The 17,976-nt window shown below is 39.6% G+C and carries 17 protein-coding genes and 2 tRNA genes; all 19 read left to right on the forward strand.

The features are described from left to right. The first annotated feature begins 32 nt into the window (after window positions 1-32). Window positions 33-854, forward strand: coding sequence for a pur operon repressor (gene purR / locus NSR00_RS12585; protein WP_063387584.1), 822 nt, complete (start codon window positions 33-35; stop codon window positions 852-854). 35 nt (window positions 855-889) lie between these two features. Then, window positions 890-1,264: a 2-iminobutanoate/2-iminopropanoate deaminase gene (ridA, locus tag NSR00_RS12590; RefSeq protein WP_063387583.1), complete on the forward strand. Its 375-nt coding sequence runs from the start codon at window positions 890-892 to the stop codon at window positions 1,262-1,264. Between the two features lie 799 nt (window positions 1,265-2,063). After that, window positions 2,064-2,357: a septation regulator SpoVG gene (spoVG, locus tag NSR00_RS12595; RefSeq protein ID WP_063387582.1), complete on the forward strand. Its 294-nt coding sequence runs from the start codon at window positions 2,064-2,066 to the stop codon at window positions 2,355-2,357. A 662-nt stretch (window positions 2,358-3,019) separates the two neighbouring features. Continuing rightward, window positions 3,020-4,399: a bifunctional UDP-N-acetylglucosamine diphosphorylase/glucosamine-1-phosphate N-acetyltransferase GlmU gene (gene glmU, locus NSR00_RS12600; RefSeq protein ID WP_066247215.1), complete on the forward strand. Its 1,380-nt coding sequence runs from the start codon at window positions 3,020-3,022 to the stop codon at window positions 4,397-4,399. 19 nt (window positions 4,400-4,418) lie between these two features. Further along, window positions 4,419-5,375 carry a ribose-phosphate diphosphokinase gene (locus NSR00_RS12605; RefSeq protein WP_063387580.1) on the forward strand — a complete coding sequence of 319 codons (957 nt, stop codon included), beginning with the start codon at window positions 4,419-4,421 and terminating at the stop codon, window positions 5,373-5,375. A gap of 192 nt (window positions 5,376-5,567) precedes the next feature. After that, window positions 5,568-6,182, forward strand: coding sequence for a 50S ribosomal protein L25/general stress protein Ctc (locus NSR00_RS12610; RefSeq protein WP_340789322.1), 615 nt, complete (start codon window positions 5,568-5,570; stop codon window positions 6,180-6,182). Between the two features lie 80 nt (window positions 6,183-6,262). Beyond that, complete coding sequence (gene pth / locus NSR00_RS12615) at window positions 6,263-6,820, forward strand: aminoacyl-tRNA hydrolase (RefSeq protein WP_063387578.1); 558 nt, start codon at window positions 6,263-6,265, stop codon at window positions 6,818-6,820. A 76-nt stretch (window positions 6,821-6,896) separates the two neighbouring features. Continuing rightward, window positions 6,897-7,124, forward strand: coding sequence for an anti-sigma-F factor Fin family protein (locus NSR00_RS12620; protein ID WP_063387577.1), 228 nt, complete (start codon window positions 6,897-6,899; stop codon window positions 7,122-7,124). Window positions 7,125-7,190: 66 nt separating this feature from the next. Then, entirely contained in the window at window positions 7,191-10,718 is a 3,528-nt protein-coding gene (mfd, locus tag NSR00_RS12625) for a transcription-repair coupling factor (protein ID WP_340789323.1), read from the forward strand. Between the two features lie 191 nt (window positions 10,719-10,909). After that, the gene (gene spoVT, locus NSR00_RS12630) at window positions 10,910-11,446 is read left to right on the forward strand and encodes a stage V sporulation protein T (RefSeq protein WP_327864069.1); all 537 of its coding nucleotides are present in this window, start codon (window positions 10,910-10,912) and stop codon (window positions 11,444-11,446) included. Window positions 11,447-12,142: 696 nt separating this feature from the next. After that, window positions 12,143-13,750: a putative polysaccharide biosynthesis protein gene (locus NSR00_RS12635; RefSeq protein ID WP_340789324.1), complete on the forward strand. Its 1,608-nt coding sequence runs from the start codon at window positions 12,143-12,145 to the stop codon at window positions 13,748-13,750. Further along, window positions 13,743-15,221: a nucleoside triphosphate pyrophosphohydrolase gene (mazG, locus tag NSR00_RS12640; RefSeq protein ID WP_094244841.1), complete on the forward strand. Its 1,479-nt coding sequence runs from the start codon at window positions 13,743-13,745 to the stop codon at window positions 15,219-15,221. The genes NSR00_RS12635 and mazG overlap by 8 nt, the downstream gene beginning before the upstream one ends. After that, window positions 15,218-15,481: an RNA-binding S4 domain-containing protein gene (locus tag NSR00_RS12645; protein ID WP_063387573.1), complete on the forward strand. Its 264-nt coding sequence runs from the start codon at window positions 15,218-15,220 to the stop codon at window positions 15,479-15,481. Before mazG ends, NSR00_RS12645 begins: the two co-directional genes overlap by 4 nt. A gap of 111 nt (window positions 15,482-15,592) precedes the next feature. After that, a complete protein-coding gene (yabP, locus tag NSR00_RS12650) occupies window positions 15,593-15,898 on the forward strand; it encodes a sporulation protein YabP (protein WP_063387572.1) in 306 nt (101 codons plus the stop codon). Window positions 15,899-15,939: 41 nt separating this feature from the next. Next, window positions 15,940-16,515 (forward strand): spore cortex biosynthesis protein YabQ, encoded by a 576-nt coding sequence (gene yabQ / locus NSR00_RS18115; protein WP_445659582.1) that lies wholly within the window; start codon window positions 15,940-15,942, stop codon window positions 16,513-16,515. A 20-nt stretch (window positions 16,516-16,535) separates the two neighbouring features. Next, window positions 16,536-16,913 carry an FtsB family cell division protein gene (locus tag NSR00_RS12655; RefSeq protein ID WP_063387570.1) on the forward strand — a complete coding sequence of 126 codons (378 nt, stop codon included), beginning with the start codon at window positions 16,536-16,538 and terminating at the stop codon, window positions 16,911-16,913. 82 nt (window positions 16,914-16,995) lie between these two features. After that, a complete protein-coding gene (locus NSR00_RS12660) occupies window positions 16,996-17,373 on the forward strand; it encodes a S1 domain-containing RNA-binding protein (RefSeq protein WP_063387569.1) in 378 nt (125 codons plus the stop codon). A 170-nt stretch (window positions 17,374-17,543) separates the two neighbouring features. Further along, window positions 17,544-17,620, forward strand: a tRNA-Met gene (locus NSR00_RS12665). Window positions 17,621-17,630: 10 nt separating this feature from the next. After that, a tRNA-Glu gene (locus NSR00_RS12670) sits at window positions 17,631-17,702 on the forward strand. The last annotated feature ends 274 nt before the right edge of the window (window positions 17,703-17,976 follow it).

The following is a 17,976-nucleotide window of genomic DNA, read 5'->3' on the forward strand; positions in this document are numbered from 1 at the left end:
TTTAAAAACATTCGGGATTTGGAGGTTCGTCTATGAAATTTAGACGCAGTGGGAGACTTGTCGATATGACACACTATTTGCTTCATCATCCACATGCGCTCATCCCATTAACTTTTTTCTCTGAACGGTACGAATCAGCTAAATCCTCCATTAGCGAGGATTTAGTGATCATAAAGCAAACCTTTGAGCAACAAGGGATCGGAACTTTAATCACAACCCCAGGCGCAGCTGGCGGTGTCAAATTTATTCCGAAGGTGACGAGGGACGAAGCAAATGGAATTATTCAAAGACTGTGCGAGAAAGTCTCAGACCCCAGCCGGCTTTTACCTGGAGGTTATTTATATTTAACAGATTTACTGGGAAATCCAAAAATGATGAATCAAATCGGGCGTTTATTTGCTTCGGTTTTTGCGAATCGTACAATTGATGTCGTCATGACTGTAGCTACGAAAGGGATCCCAATTGCTTATGCAGTTGCCAGCTATTTGGATGTTCCCTTTGTCATCGTTCGCCGTGACAATAAAGTGACAGAAGGGCCGATGGTAAGCATTAATTATGTTTCAGGCTCTTCGAAAAGAATCCAAACTATGACGCTTGCAAAGAGGAGCTTAAAAGAAGGATCGAATGTGTTAATTGTTGACGACTTTATGAAGGCCGGAGGAACGATCAACGGCATGATCAGCATGCTGTCTGAATTTGGCGCAAACGTTTCAGGAATTGGGGTTCTTGTGGAATCAGAAAGCGTGGATGAACGGCTTGTAAATGAATATATTTCCATTTTAAAACTTTCCGATATGAATGAAAAGGAACGATCCATACAAGTTAGTAAAGGAAATTATTTCGATTTCCTCTAGCATAAAAATAATGAATCGTAAGGGAGTGTTTCAAAATGAAAGTCGTTTCAACAAAAAAGGCTCCGGCTGCAATCGGACCATACTCTCAAGGAATTATTGTGAATAACATGTTTTATAGCTCTGGACAAATTCCTTTAACCCCTGAAGGAAACTTGGTACAAGGAGATATTAAAGAACAGACTCACCAAGTTTTCGCAAATTTAAAGGGTGTATTGGAAGAAGCAGGAGCTTCGTTGGAAACTGTTGTCAAAGTAACCGCATTTTTAAAAGATATGAACGATTTCGCTGCTTTTAATGAAGTATATGGGGAATATTTTCAAACGCATAAGCCTGCTCGGTCATGTGTGGAAGTTGCAAGACTTCCGAAAGATGTCCTCGTTGAAATTGAAGTGATTGCTTTAGTTAAATAAAAGGTTAATTGTTCAGGATCCGTTTTGCGAATCGGATCCTTTTTTATGTGCGCCCGGCATGTACATGAACTATAGGGTGTAAGTCCCGAACCCCGAAGACAGAAGTAGAGGTTAGCCAAGCGCAAGGGTGTCCGTGGTGACGCGGAATCTGAAGGAAGCTGGAGGCAAAACACCGGTCCGAGGAACACGAACCTCATATAAGGCTAGGTATGATTGAGTGAGTTTGCGAAACAAAACAAAGCTCTTTCTGTCGAAGGTCATATCGAGTAAATGAGGCGGATAGATGGTGTGAAAGTGCATGTACTTACCCGGGGAGGTCTGGCGGATATGTGAAGTACTCTTCATAACCTACTTAGTGATAAGTAGCTGAACCGTCAGAAGTCAGCAGAGGTCATAGTATTAGTTGATCTAGAACAACTGAGAAGGACCGAACAATTAAGAGAGAATAGCCCTTGGCATTCAGTGAGTCATGATGAACACAGAAAACGTAGTACCTCACTTGAGGGAGGAAGCGGTGAATCCCGTGGGAGACCTCTTGGAGGGTGGAGTGACCACTGGCATAAAGAGAACAGCTATTCACGGAAGTTATAAAGACTTGCGTCAATTATCTTAATTGAACCGCCGTATACGGAACCGTACGTACGGTGGTGTGAGAGGACGGGAGTTAATCGCTCCCTCCTACTCGATTTTTTATTTTTCCCAAAAATTTTTTGTGTGAAAAGAAGGAAAATTTAAAAATCCGTTGAATTGTTGAATTATGGTTACTAAAGTTTTTGCGAAGAAAAAGGTGGTGAACAGGATGGAAGTGACAGATGTAAGATTGCGCCGCGTCAATACAGAAGGTCGGATGAGAGCGATTGCGTCCATAACATTGGATAATGAATTTGTCGTCCACGATATACGTGTAATTGACGGAAATAACGGCCTTTTTGTAGCAATGCCTAGTAAACGTACACCGGATGGAGAGTTTCGAGACATTGCACATCCTATTAATTCAAATACTCGCGGTAAAATTCAAGACGCTGTTCTAGCTGAATATCACCGTTTAGGTGAGACGGAAGATTTTGAATATGAAGAAGCAGGGGCTTCATAAAAATATGATGTAAAAGAAGGGGCTTAAAGCATTCAGCTTAAGACCCTTTCTTTTTTAAAGGATCTGTTCACTAATACGATTTAGTAAACGTTTGCAAAAGAATAGATGGCCTCCTTTGTTTTTCTTACATACTCAATTGTTATGCAGCTATTGATCATCAAGTCTGATGCTTGTATAAGAAATGATATTTGTTTCAAAAATTAATGTTCATACATCGGCATTTGAAAAAACGAAGAAATGCAGAGCTGTAAATCGTAAATCAACTTCGTTGAACAACAATGCATCCAAGTATAACCTTCTACGTTCAGCCACCGTCAGAAAATCTGGTTCATCGAAAGGAAGCAATCGAATGAATCAAAAAAACTTTAGGCAATGTTGTTCTGCTGAAATGAATTTTTTTTGTGTTAAGGCCTCCAATCAGGCGTTCTTTTCCTTCTTGTTTTTTCGTCAAAGTATTAAAACCGGCCTTTAGAGAAGAGGGAAGAAGCATAAAATTTAGGGCTTCCTCGTAGATTTTTAATAAAATTCCTATCCTATTTCTGTACCTTTTTCGAGAAAAATAGAGTGAAACGGAAATTTACGGAATCACACAAGATTTCTTGAAATAGAACATTATTTAAGATAAGATTTTTATGGATAAAAAGGGTATTGGAGGCCTATAAATGGAGAAATGTTTTGCAGTCATCTTAGCAGCCGGGCAAGGAACAAGAATGAAATCAAAGCTCTATAAAGTGCTGCATCCTGTTTGCGGTAAACCTATGGTTCAGCATGTGATAGACAATGTTTCCAAGCTTCAAGTTGACGAAATCATTACCGTCGTCGGTCATGGTGCGGAAAAAGTAAAATCAGAGCTCGGCGAACAGACATTGTATGTTTTGCAGGAGCAGCAGCTTGGAACTGCTCACGCTGTTTTGCAGGCGGCTCAATATCTTGAGGGGAAAGAAGGAACGACAATTGTTGTTTGTGGCGATACGCCGCTGATCACCAGCGAGACGTTTGAAAAATTGTTAAAGCATCATCTGGAAACGAAAGCAAAAGCCACCATTCTGACAGCAGAAGCGGATGATCCGACTGGATATGGACGAGTGATCCGCAATGAAGAAGGGCTGGTTGAAAAAATAGTTGAGCATAAAGATGCTACAGAAAGTGAACGTCTTGTGACAGAAATTAATACGGGAACTTATTGCTTTGATAACGCTTCCTTATTTGAAGCTTTAAAGCATGTCAATAATGACAATGCGCAAGGCGAATATTATTTGCCGGATGTAATTGAGATTTTGAAGGAAAAAGGCGAAATCATTTCAGCGTTTCAAACAGATTCTTTTGAAGAAACGTTAGGGGTAAACGACCGCATAGCGCTTTCGCAAGCGGAGCTTATTATGAAAAGGCGAATCAATCAAAAGCATATGAAAAACGGAGTTACAATTGTCGATCCTGATAATACATATATATCAGCAGATGCAGAGATCGGACAAGATACTGTCATTTATCCGGGTACAGTCATTATCGGTAAAACGGTCATCGGAGAGGAATGTGAAATCGGTCCCAACTCCGAAATTAAAGATTGCCAAATTGGCCATAATACGAACATCCGTCATTCTGTTGTTCATGACAGTCAGATCGGAAATCAGGTTAACATCGGTCCGTTCGCACACATTCGCCCAGCCTCCGTTATTGACGATGGAGTAAAAATTGGGAATTTTGTCGAAGTCAAAAAATCTAAAATTGGAAAAGAATCGAAAGCATCCCATTTAAGCTATATTGGAGATGCAGAAGTTGGGAATGGGGTGAATCTTGGCTGCGGTTCGATAACAGTTAACTATGACGGGAAAAATAAATATTTAACGAAAATCGAAGACGGAGCCTTTATTGGATGTAATTCAAACCTTATTGCGCCGGTTACGATTGGCGAAGGAGCATATGTAGCAGCCGGATCAACTATTACAGATGACGTCCCTGGCAGCGCATTATCGATCGCAAGGGCTCGTCAAGTGAATAAAGAGAGATACGTCATCGAAAAAATGAATGGTAAAAAATCGTAATTTGGAGGGTCCCTTTACAATGACAAAAAATCGTTATAAAGACGAAAATTTAAAAATCTTTTCTTTAAACTCAAACGCAGCCCTTGCCAGGGAGATCGCGGATATAGTAGGAGTCGATTTGGGAAAAAGTTCGGTTACGAGATTTAGTGACGGGGAGATTCAAATTAATATTGAAGAAAGCATTCGCGGCTGCGATGTATACGTGATCCAATCGACAAGTGATCCAGTCAATGAGCATTTAATGGAATTGCTCATTATGATTGATGCGCTTAAACGTGCATCTGCCAAAACCATTAATATTGTTATGCCATACTATGGTTATGCGCGGCAGGATCGGAAAGCACGTGCAAGAGAACCTATTACTGCTAAGCTTGTTGCGAATTTATTGGAAACTGCAGGCGCGACAAGGATGATTACTCTTGATTTGCATGCGCCGCAAATCCAAGGTTTCTTTGACATTCCTATCGATCACTTAATGGGAGTGCCGATTTTAGCAGATTATTTCTTGGAAAAACGCTTTGATGATATTGTCATTGTTTCTCCTGATCATGGCGGTGTGACGAGAACACGAAAAATGGCAGATCGGCTGAAGGCGCCAATTGCCATAATCGATAAGCGCCGTCCTAAGCCAAATATGGTTGAAGTTATGAACATTGTTGGGAATGTCGAAGGCAAAACAGCCATTTTAATTGATGATATCATCGATACAGCAGGAACGATTACGCTTGCGGCAAATGCTCTAGTAGAGCATGGGGCAAGGGAAGTTTATGCCTGCTGTACACACCCGGTGTTGTCTGGACCTGCGATAGAACGAATTCAAAACTCGAAGATTAAAGAGTTAGTCGTAACGAATTCAATCGCTTTGCCGGAAGAGAAAAAAATTGAAAAGCTGATTCAGCTTTCTGTCGCTCCATTGCTAAGTGAAGCGATCATCCGTGTTCATGAAAAACAATCGGTCAGCGTGCTTTTTGACTAATATTTTGTCTTTGACTTTTAAACGATTTTAGCAGATTATAATATTATAGGGATCTTCTTTGCGAGTTGTGAGTTGATTATTTCTTTCATTAGCATGTTTAGACTTTGTGATGATGGGAAAAACCAATAGTAGTAAGAAGGCTTTTTTCGAATTGAGTTATTAGAAAAAAAGTCTGAAAGAAAGGGGATTACCATGACAGCAGTCATACATGCAAAAGAAAGAAAATCATTTACCAATTCGTCAAGAAGAAAAGCTAGAAAGCAAGGACAAATTCCTGCCGTAATTTACGGAAAAAAACAAGAGAACAAAGCGATTTTAGTGAGCGAATCGGAATTGTTAAAAATTTTGCGCGAACAAGGGCGCAATACGATGTTGAACATTCAGCTTGACGGCGAAAACCATCAAGCCCTCCTGTACGAACTGCAGCATGACCCAATGAAAAACACGATTATACATGCGGATTTTTATGTTGTCGATATGGATGATGAAGTAGATATCGAAGTACCAATTGTCTTAATTGGAGAAGCAAAAGGAGTAAGAGAGGGCGGTGTGCTGCAGCAGACAACACATGAGGTGGAAGTGAGAGCGAAACCTGCTCATATTCCTTCGGCGATTGAAGTCGATGTAACAAACTTAGAAATAGATGATACAATCCATGTACAAGATATTCAAACAGATGGACAGTTTAAAATTTTAGATGAGCCTGAAACGGTTGTGGCAACCATCCTGCCGCCGGAAAATGAAGACTTGGATACGGCTGATGAGCAAAAAAGTGAAGAGAAGGAAGACGGAGCTGTAGAAGAATAAATTAGGCGTAACCTATTTTGGTTACGTCTTTTATGCTATTAATTGTCATCTCACTATCATAAAAAATTGGGGGACATTTCATGAAAGTAATAGCAGGGCTTGGCAATCCTGGAAAAAAATATGAACAAACTAGACATAACGTTGGGTTTATGGTAATTGATGAATTATCAAAGCGTTTAAACATATCTTTAAATGAAAGCAAATTTAACGGGATATACGGTATCGGTCATTTTTCAAATGAAAAGATATTATTGATAAAACCGCTTACATTTATGAATTTATCGGGTGAATGCATTCGTCCTTTACTGAATTATTACAATGTCCCAACTGAACAGTTGGTTGTAATATATGACGATTTAGATTTGCCTGTAGGCAAGATTCGCCTTAGAATGAAAGGGAGTGCTGGTGGTCACAACGGAATGAAATCTATCATTCAGCATTTAGGTTCGGAAGATTTTAAACGGATTCGAATTGGGATTGGCCGTCCGAAACACGCGATGGATATCGTCGACTATGTATTAGGAAAATTTACAGAAGAAGAAATGCACCATATTCAACATTCCGTTGATCGATCGGCTAGTGCATGTGAAAAATGGATACACACGCCATTCTTAGAAGTCATGAACGAATACAATTAACAAACGTATAAAAATGGCTCCTGCCGTTCATAATAATCATAAAACCTTTCATTCCACAAGTGCAGGAGGTTGGAGGATGCCGCTTCATTATTATTGCCGCCATTGCGGCGTCAAAATTGGTAGCATTGAAAAATCTGTTTTTAGCGTCGATTTAGGTTTTCATCATTTAACGAACGAAGAGCGGAAAGAAATGATCGAGTATCTTCCAAACGGTGATATTCATGTCAAAAGTATTTGTGAAGATTGTCAGGAGGCGCTAGAGCGAAATCCCGATTTTCATCAATATGAAAATTTTATACAGTAAAAGCTTTGGAAACTTGATTTCAAAATTTCCAAAGCATTTTTATATTTGTCGAGAGGAGGCTGGAGATTGGAAAGCCTGTATCAATTTTTTTATGCGCAAAACGACTTTCAAGCAGTTGTAGACGGTATAAAAGAAGGTTTGAAAGAGCAAATGGTAGCCGGACTTTCTGGCTCAGCAAGGTCTGTATTTATTTCCGCTTTTTACAAAGATATCAAACAACCGATGCTGGTTGTGACTCATAACCTTTATCAAGCTCAGATCATTTATGAAGATTTAAATAATTTACTAGGCGATTCCGTCTATTTGTATCCTGTAAATGAATTGATCGCATCTGAGATCGCAGTCGCAAGTCCAGAGCTAAAAGCACAAAGGATGGAAGTGTTGAATCGTTTATGTAAAGGTGAAAAAAGCATCGTTGTAGCCCCTGTTGCTGCATTAAGACGAATGCTCCCACCGAAAGAGTTATGGAAAAGCCATCAGCTTTCTATTTCTGTTGGAGGAACATTTGAATTAAACGAGAAGCTTCCGCATCTTCACTCAATGGGATATGAACGTGTTTCCATGGTGTCTGCTCCTGGGGAATTCAGCGTGCGCGGTGGAATTATTGATATTTATCCTTTAACGGAGGAACATCCTATTCGCATCGAACTATTTGATACGGAAGTAGATTCAATCCGAACGTTCAGTCTTGAAGACCAAAGATCGATTGAAATGATTCAAGAAGTGACAATCGGACCGGCAGAGGAAATCATTTTAACGGACAGCCATTATGAAAAAGGAATGAAGCAGTTAGAAGCGGCTTTATCAAACAGCTTAAAGAAATTGAAAAAAGATGAGCACAAAAATTTATTTATAGAAAATATCCGCTATGATCTGGAAAAATTGCAAAATAAGCAGAAGGATCAGGAGTTCTTTAAATATTTTTCATTCTTTTATGACAAACCTGCTAGTTTGCTAGATTATTTCCCTGCGGATACGGTTATTGTCATTGATGAAGTAAGCCGTGTGCATGAAATGGTTGATCATCTTGAGAATGAAGAAGGAGAATGGTTTACTTCTTTACTGGAACAAGGGAAAATTGTCCATGATGCGAAAGTGTCCCATAAATACTACCAGCTTATACGTGACACATCTTATCCAATTGTTTATTTATCACTGTTTTTGCGGCATGTCCCCTATACAAACCCGCAAAATTTGATGAACGTGTCTTGCAAGCAGATGCAAAATTTCCATGGACAAATGCACTTGTTGAAATCAGAAGTTGATCGCTGGATCAAGGCAAATTACACCGTAGTTTTTCTCGGTGCAAATGATGAACGGACCAAAAGACTTGAACGGGTGCTTGGAGACTATGAGATTGAAGCGGTCATTTCTGATTCAAACCACATTCTGTCAAAGGGGCTGCACATTTTAAAAGGAGATTTACAGACAGGCTTTGAACTTCCTTTAGGACGACTTGCGGTCATAACGGAAGAAGAACTTTTCAAAAAGAGGGTTAAACGAAGACAGCAAAGGCAGAAACTTTCAAATGCAGAAAGAATTAAAAGCTATTCTGAGCTTGAAGTGGGAGATTATGTCGTACATGTTAATCATGGGATTGGAAAATATCTTGGAATTGAAACTTTAGAAATTAACGGTATACACAAAGACTACCTGCACATTCGTTACCAAGGAAATGACAAACTGTATGTTCCAGTTGAACAAATTGAACAAGTTCAAAAATATGTGGGCACAGAAGGAAAAGAGCCGAAAATTTACAAATTAGGCGGAAACGAATGGAAAAGAGTTAAGAAAAAAGTGGAATCGTCTGTTCAAGATATTGCTGACGATTTAATTAAACTGTATGCTGAGCGGGAAGCAAGCAAAGGCTATGCGTTCAGCCCTGATTCGGAAATGCAAAGGGAGTTTGAAGCAACATTCCCTTATAAAGAAACAGAAGATCAGCTTCGTTCCATTCAAGAGGTGAAAAAGGATATGGAACGGGAGCGGCCGATGGATCGACTTCTTTGCGGAGATGTCGGATATGGGAAAACCGAGGTGGCGATTCGGGCTGCCTTCAAAGCGATTATGGATCAAAAACAAGTTGCCTTTCTTGTTCCGACAACCATTTTAGCGCAGCAGCATTACGAAACGATCAGGGATCGTTTTCAAGATTACCCAATTAACATTGGTGTATTAAGCCGCTTCCGGACGAGAAAAGAGCAGAATGAAACGATTAAAGGCTTGAAAAATGGAACGATCGATTTAGTCATTGGAACACATCGTTTGCTTTCCAAAGATGTTCAATTTAAAGATTTAGGCTTGTTGATTATTGATGAGGAGCAGCGATTTGGAGTTACACATAAAGAAAAAATAAAACAAATGAAAGCAAACATTGATGTGTTAACTTTGACGGCAACTCCGATTCCAAGAACACTCCACATGTCCATGATCGGCGTGCGTGATCTATCAATTATTGAAACTCCTCCAGAAAATCGCTTTCCTGTTCAAACATATGTAGCGGAATATAACCCAATGCTTGTGAAAGAAGCGATCGAACGTGAATTAGCGCGAGGAGGTCAAGTATACTTTTTATATAACCGGGTTGAGGATATCGACCGGAAAGCCAATGAAATCTCTATGCTCGTTCCAGATGCAAGAGTAACCTTTGCACATGGAAAAATGTCTGAAAATGAGCTTGAATCGGTAATATTAAACTTTTTGGATGGCCAATATGACGTGCTTGTCAGCACAACTATTATTGAAACAGGAGTGGACATTCCGAATGTAAATACATTGATTGTTTATGACGCCGATAAAATGGGGCTTTCTCAGCTCTATCAATTGCGCGGGCGTGTCGGTCGTTCCAATCGTGTCGCTTACGCATATTTTACTTACCGGAAGGACAAAGTTTTATCAGAAGTTGCTGAAAAACGATTGCAGGCCATTAAAGAATTTACTGAATTAGGTTCAGGTTTTAAAATTGCGATGCGTGATTTGGCCATTAGGGGAGCCGGTAATTTGTTAGGTCCCCAACAGCATGGCTTCATTGATTCGGTAGGTTTTGATTTATATTCCCAAATGCTGAAGGAAGCGATCGAACAACGGAAAGGTGAACGGCCAAAAGAGACAAAAAGGGAAGTTGAAATTGAGCTTGAATTAGATGCCTACATTCCGCAGTCTTACATTGATGATGGAAAACAAAAGATTGACATGTACAAAAGGTTTAGAGGCATCGAAACGTTTGATGATTTACAGGAACTGCATGAAGAATTATTGGACAGATTTGGCGAGTATCCAAAGGAAGTAGACTTTTTGTTTAAAGTAGCGAAGCTAAAGTTATATGCACGGCAAGAAAAAGTCGAAGCCATTAAACAAACGAAAGATCTTATCACGATTCTTATTTCAGAGGAAGCAAGCAGCTCCTTTGACGGACAAAAATTGTTCGAGCTAACGGATGAATTCGGTCGCATAGTCGGGTTTGGCATGGAAGGAAAAAGGCTGAAATTAACATTGCAAATTCATAATTTAGAAACTGAAAAATGGCTGTCTATTTTAATGAAGCTGTTGGCAGGCTTAAAAGATGCAAAGAAAGAAGAAGTTTCTGCCGGCTAATATTGAAAGCAGGGTTAAAATGGAAATGCTGGCAATGGGTTTTTAAGCAGTGTTTGGAAAAAATTCGCTTTCATCATGTATATTACGTGGTTAGTGAAGGATACTAATTTCAACGATGGTGATTGTTCCAAAAATGGAAAAAGGGCAATCGCTACTTTACTAATCTTTAGATGAAAGTGAGGCAGCATAAGATGAAAGCAACTGGTATCGTTCGACGGATTGATGATTTAGGCCGTGTAGTCATTCCTAAAGAAATTCGAAGAACATTGCGTATCCGTGAAGGCGACCCATTAGAAATTTTCGTTGACCGAGATGGTGAAGTAATACTGAAAAAATACTCCCCAATCAGTGAATTGAGTGATTTTGCGAAAGAATATGCTGAAGCGTTATTCGATAGCTTAAACAGCCCCGTTCTCATATGTGATCGTGATGCTATTATTGCTGTTTCCGGAGTTTCGAAAAAAGAGTATTTGAATAAAAATATAAGCGAGCTGCTGGAACGGGTGATGGATGAACGGCAATCGGTTTTCATTTCAGAAGAAGAAGAAATTGAAATCGCTGATGGTGTAACTGAACGAGTAAAATCTTATTGCATTGGACCGATCATTGCAAACGGTGATCCTATCGGGGCTGTTGTCATATTTTCGAATGAGCAGCCTTTAACAGAAGTAGAAAGTAAGGCAGTTGAGACAGCCGCTAGTTTTTTGGCAAGACAAATGGAACAATAAAGGGAATAATACTTTTTTACTTCTTCCACAAGCAGACTGTCTCCAACACCATGTTAATAAAAGAGACCACAGAATTCACAACAATTTCTGTGGTCTCTTCTTTATTTCCACTCTTCACGTATTTAACGAACGACGGCGCTACCTGTTTAAAACATCTTTCGGATGGAAAGCTACAACGTAAAACATGATTGTGTTGGATGGTTTTATTTCCATGATTTTCAAAGTTCATCTATATGATATTTCGACACGGTTTGTTGAAGTTCTGCTTTTCCTCTTTAGGAACAGACTAAAACCTTTTGTTCCTCTAATTCACCTTCTTATTTTGGGGAATTTTTCTAAAATCCTGCCGGTGAATTTGCCAAGAAAGCTCATCACTTCGAAGGGCGGACAGTCAATTCCCTTCACAATAGTCAACAGGATAGCAGGCATTTCATCGCTGTTAAATTTTATTGAGCGTGGCAAGGAGCAGAAAATAAACCTTTCAGGTAAGGTGTCTCTAGTATTGCGATACCACGAAGGTTAAATGGGGTATGTGTTAGGATTTTTTTATTTACGGAACTTATGCCGGAATTTGGACTTAAAAGCCGTGAAGTTTAGCCGAGCGCTCTAAAGATTCTCTTTCGGCCGAATGTGGACGAGATTATGTTATAATATGCTGGAAAAAGATGAAGCATGAATTTTGGAAGGAGTAAACGTGTGATTCAAAATGTGCCTCAAGCAAGAACGAACAAATTTTTGCAAGGTGCGGTTTTATTGACGGCTGCTGGAATCATTACGAAAGGATTAAGTGCTATCTACCGAGTTCCTTATCAAAATATTGTAGGGGATATCGGTTTTTATATTTATCAGCAAATATATCCGTTTTTAGCAATTGTCATGGTTTTATCGACAACGGGATTTCCGGTTATTCTGTCAAAGCTGCTGAATGAGTATGGCGATGGCAGCAATTTTAAAAATTTCCGGAAAATATTGGTCGTCTGTTTTTCTTTTTTTGCTTTGATCAGTCTGTTTTCGTTCACGAGCTTGTTTTTAGGAGCTGACAAGCTTGCCCGTTGGATGGGTGATCCGAAACTGGCGCTTTTATTAAAAGCGGCTGCATGTTCGTTTCTGTTTTTTCCATTTATTTCAATGCTAAGAGGCGTTTTTCAAAGCTGCCATGAAATGCTGCCGGTATCTTTGTCGCAAATCGTTGAACAAGCTATACGGGTCGGTGCTTTTTTATCGATCACTTGCTATTTCGTTTATAAAGGATTCGATCTTTATGAAACAGCTGCCGGCGCCATTTTTAGCTCCCTCATTGGGTATATCGGGGCGTTTATGCTTTTGCTTGTATATTGGAAAAAAAGAGTGCCGTTACCGCTTTCCCGATCATCGAAAGAAGCGGCTGTATCTGTGAAAAAGATCTTAACCAAATTGCTGATTTATACTGTGACCTTTTGTTTGACGAGCATGCTGATGATTTTTATGCAATTGGCAGATTCATTTCAGCTGTATAAACTGATGGTCAACAGCGGTGCAGATCCTGAAGCAGCGAAAATAGCAAAAGGCATATATGATCGGGGACAACCGCTATTGCAGGTAGGAACGGTTGCAGCTACATCTCTTGCATTGTCTCTTGTTCCGCTTATTTCATCGTTTCGGCATAAAGCATTTCAATATATTCAGCAGCATGTCGCCTTATCTTTTAAAATTTGTTTGATTGTCGCCATCGGGGCTACGGCAGGTTTAATTTCCATCATCGAGCAAGTTGATTTCATGCTGTTTGCCGATACAAAAGGGGCGGGCGTATTATCGGTGTTCAGCATTTCGATTTTATTTAGCTCGGTTGCGATAACGTCTGCCGGCATTTTGCAAGGAGTCAATGAAACCGTCTGGCCGGCTTTATCTGTTTTAGCCGGAGTAGCCGTGAAAATCTTACTCAATGAATGCTTCATTCCGTTTTTCCATACATACGGGGCGGCATTGGCGACTGTTTGCGGATATGGAGTCGTGTGCTTGTTGAATCTAGCGGTTTTAAATCGGAAAAAATATAAGTTAGCTTCTTTCAAGGCTGTATGGAAAATGATTGGCTCTGCTGTTGTCATGTTTTTATCGATCAAGCTTTACTTTTTTCTATTTGATTTTTTTATATCAGACGAAACGCGTATGAGCGCTTCCATTCAATCATTGACAGCTGTCGTTTTCGGAGCGGCTGTGTATATGTTTTTCATCATCCAATCAGCCATTTTTACAGGGAAGGAAATAGAGAGCTTGCCTTTTAAAAATAAGATCAGTGCATGGAAAGAGAGGAAGGAAAATGGATAAGCAAATTACGATTGTTGGCCTGGGTGCGGGGGATGTCGATCAGCTGCCGCTAGGGGTTTTTAAAATTTTGACCTCCAGTCTGCCGCTATTTGTAAGAACAGAGGATCATCCTGTTTTAAGTGAAATTAAAGACGAAATTGGCTCGTTTCAGTCTTTCGATTCCGTTTATGAAATGTTTGATCAATTTGAAGATGTTTATGCGGAAATTGCAAAAAAACTATTGGAGGAAGCAGAAAAATATCAGCATATCGTATATGCGGTACCTGGACATCCGCTTGTTGCAGAAAAAACCGTTCAGCTTTTGCTGAAGGAAATGGAGCAAGGAAAAGTAAATGTGTCGATACAGGGCGGACAATCGTTTTTGGATGCAATGTTTCAAGCTCTGCGCATCGATCCTGTCGAAGGCTTGCAATTCATTGATGCGCAGGATATGAAGCGGGAAGAGCTTTCCTTTCGGCAGCATTTGATTATTTGCCAAGTTTATGACAAGATGATTGCATCGGATGTGAAATTGACGTTAATGGAAGACTTGCCGTTCGATTATGAAGTTTACCTCGTAACGGCTGCAGGGAGCAAATACGAGGACATTAAAAAAGTTCGATTATATGAAATGGATAGATGTGTAGAACTGAGCAATTTAACATCGTTATACATCCCGCCGGTCAAGGATGAACAATTGCTGTATCATCGCTTTTCAGCGTTGCGAAACGTCATTCGAACACTTCGCGGGCCAAACGGCTGTCCGTGGGATCGAAAGCAAACCCATCAATCATTAAAGCGGTACTTAATTGAAGAATGCTACGAGCTGATTGAAGCTATTGATGAAAATGATATTGATCATATGATTGAAGAGCTCGGAGACGTTTTGCTTCAGGTGGTGCTTCATGCCCAAATTGGAGATGACGAAGGATTTTTTACCATTGATGATGTGATTCGCATGTTAACAGATAAAATGATCCGCCGCCATCCCCATGTTTTTGGCAATGTCGAGGCACAAAATGCAGAAGAAGCTGTAAAGAGCTGGGAGGAAGCAAAAAAATCTGAAAACAGGAATGAGAGCGAATCACTGTTAGATTCTGTTTCAAAGGCGCTCCCAGCTCTGTCAAAAGCTTATCAATATCAAAGAAAGGCGGCGAAAATCGGTTTCGATTGGCCGGATGTACTGGATGCTTGGGAGAAGGTGTCAGAAGAACTGCAGGAGTTTAAAAAGGAAATCGATAATGGAGATGGCGGAACGGAAAAAGCAAAAGAAGAGTTCGGCGATATTCTGTTTGCTCTTATTAATGTTGGAAGATTTTACGAAATTGAGCCTGAAGAAGCATTAGTCATGACAAACGAAAAGTTTTCGCGGAGATTTCGGTTTATAGAACAAAAGGCCCGTGATGCTGGGAAAAATTTAAAAAGTATGTCTTTGGCAGAAATGGATCAATATTGGGAAGAGGCTAAAATGAAAGAGAGGGATCGGACATGAGATTAGATAAATTTTTAAAAGTATCGAGGCTGGTGAAAAGACGCACGCTTGCCAAGGAAGTGGCAGATCAAGGAAGAGTGACAATCAACGGGCATCCAGCAAAAGCGAGCTCCAATGTGAAGGTTGGCGACGAGCTGTCCATTCAATTTGGACATAAGGTAGTGACAATAAAAATCGAATCTATAAATGAAACAGTAAAGAAGGAAGAGGCAAAAAATCTTTATACCATTTTGAAGGAAGAACAAAGGACAGATTTATAAAACGCTCCCTGTATTGTACAAGGAAACAACAAGGCTTGTTCTAAACCCTGCACATCTTACATAAAAATGTAAAAGGAAAGCATCCATTAATTAGAGTGCGGGGGGATGATAATGAGCCAGTATTATGGCGGTAACCATTCACATAAAGAAACCGTGCAGGAGCATAATGTAGTCATGAAGGACCGGAAGCTGTTAGATATTTCTGGCGTGAAGCAGGTGGAAAGCTTTGATAATGAGGAATTTTTGCTTGAGACGGTAATGGGTCCGCTCGCGGTTCGGGGAGAACATTTACAAATGAAAAACTTGGATGTCGATAAAGGCGTCGTATCCATAAAAGGAAAAATTTATGAAGTTTCTTATTTAGATGATTTCAGCTCGGAGAAGGCTAAAGGCATTTTTAGCAAGTTGTTTAAATGACCCTTACCACTCAATTTTACACCATGATTGCGATGATCGGCATGGGCAGTTTTCTAGGCGCCGCACTTGATACTTACAATTTTTTTTTAAAAAGATGGGATCGAAAAAGGTGGGTTGTTTTTTTAAACGATTTAGTATTTTGGGCGGTTCAAGGACTTTTAACTTTTTATGTTCTATTGTATGTAAATCAAGGGGAATTAAGATTTTATGTATTTTTAGCACTTTTATGCGGTTTTGCCGCCTATCAAAGCCTCCTACGGAACGGATACATGGCATGTTTGCGGATTATGATAAAAATCGCTGTTTCTATATACCAATTTTTTGTAAAAATCGTTTTACTGCTTCTTATCAATCCTATTAAATGGATAGTTCATATGGCGATAGCATGTTCTATGTCTCTTTTACTATTTTTATGGAAGGTTATCAAATGGTCTTCACAACTCTTATTCAAGTTATGTAAAATATTATTAGCGCCATTACTATGGGGATTGAACATACTTTTGGGAAAAGCTCCTCAACCAATAAAGCAAAAGATGCTGCATTCGAAACAAATCATAGAAGGAATATTCATAAATATAAAGAATATGTTACGTAAGCTGTATCGTCGGTTCCGCTAAATTTAGGAGGGATTGCAGGAATGAGAGAGAAACGAGAGTTGAATGTAGCTATGCTGCAGCAAACAAATGAACCTGGACAAGAAGTTAAAGCTGAGATGAGACAAAGAAGAAAACGAGGGCTAATTCGACGGTTAGCTGCATTTGGTATAATGGCTGTTACTTGTATTGCGATTATGGCGTCAACGCTCGTTTCTCAATCAATTGCTATCAATAAGAAGCTTGAAGAAAAAAAACAGCTTGAAACAAAACTGGAGAATTTAAAAGAAGAGGAAAAAGATTTGAAGGCGGAAATCATCAAGCTGAAGGATGAAGAATATATCACAAAGCTTGCAAGAAAAGATTATTTTTTATCTGATGAAGGAGAAGTCATTTTTAATATTCCGGGGAATGAACAGTAATATTGACCCCGTTTTTTTATTTTTGTATAATTAAATAAATTATTTTTAATTTTTTTATGATTTAAGGAGGAGCATTTTTTTTATGTCAATTGAAGTTGGCAGCAAGTTACAAGGTAAAGTAACTGGCATTACGAATTTTGGAGCATTTGTGGAGCTGCCAGGAGGCTCAACAGGACTTGTTCATATTAGTGAAGTTGCTGACAATTACGTGAAAGACATTCATGATCATTTAAAAGTCGGCGATGAGGTTGAAGTCAAGGTTATTAATGTAGAAGAAGACGGAAAAATCGGATTGTCCATCAAAAAGGCAAAAGATCGTCCAAAAAAACATGATCATCGTTCCAAAGAAAGTTTTGAGCAAAAAATGAGCCGCTTTTTAAAAGAGAGCGAGGACCGTCTTGCTTCACTTCGGCGTCACACTGAATCAAGACGAGGAGGGAGAGGAGCAAGAAGGGGGTAACTTGCTGCTGTTAATGTTATAGATGATCGCAGACCGCCACCTGAAGATTCAGGTGGTGTATTTAAATTGTCCGAAAATTATTTTTTTATTTTATTGTTGACGGCTCTCATGTTCATATGTATTATAGAACATGTGCGTATTTTACATGAACATAAAGATGCAGTTGATTTGGCGGCGTAGCTCAGCTGGCTAGAGCGTACGGTTCATACCCGTGAGGTCGGGGGTTCGATTCCCTCCGCCGCTACCAATTGAATATTGGCCCGTTGGTCAAGTGGTTAAGACACCGCCCTTTCACGGCGGTAACACGGGTTCGAATCCCGTACGGGTCATGAGAAGAGGCTCTTTCTTTAAAAGAAAGAGTCTTTTTTTATGGAAAAGTTTAAAATTTTGTATTTATATAGGATAGATAAATTTAATTTTTCACCGATTTCAACAAGTTCCGACTCATGTTTTTCGGCTTTCGCTTTTAAAACGGACTAACACGCTGTTACAATCATCTCTTTGAAATGACGCGACTCAATGTCTCAATGGGCTGCTCTGTTCCTTTTAAAAGATTTGTCGTCTATAACAGAAATCGTCGAAATATTCTTATAAACAATTTCC

The organism is Aeribacillus sp. FSL K6-8394 (genome assembly GCF_038008865.1).
In the GTDB taxonomy this organism is placed as follows: Bacteria; Bacillota; Bacilli; order Bacillales; family Aeribacillaceae; genus Aeribacillus; species Aeribacillus composti.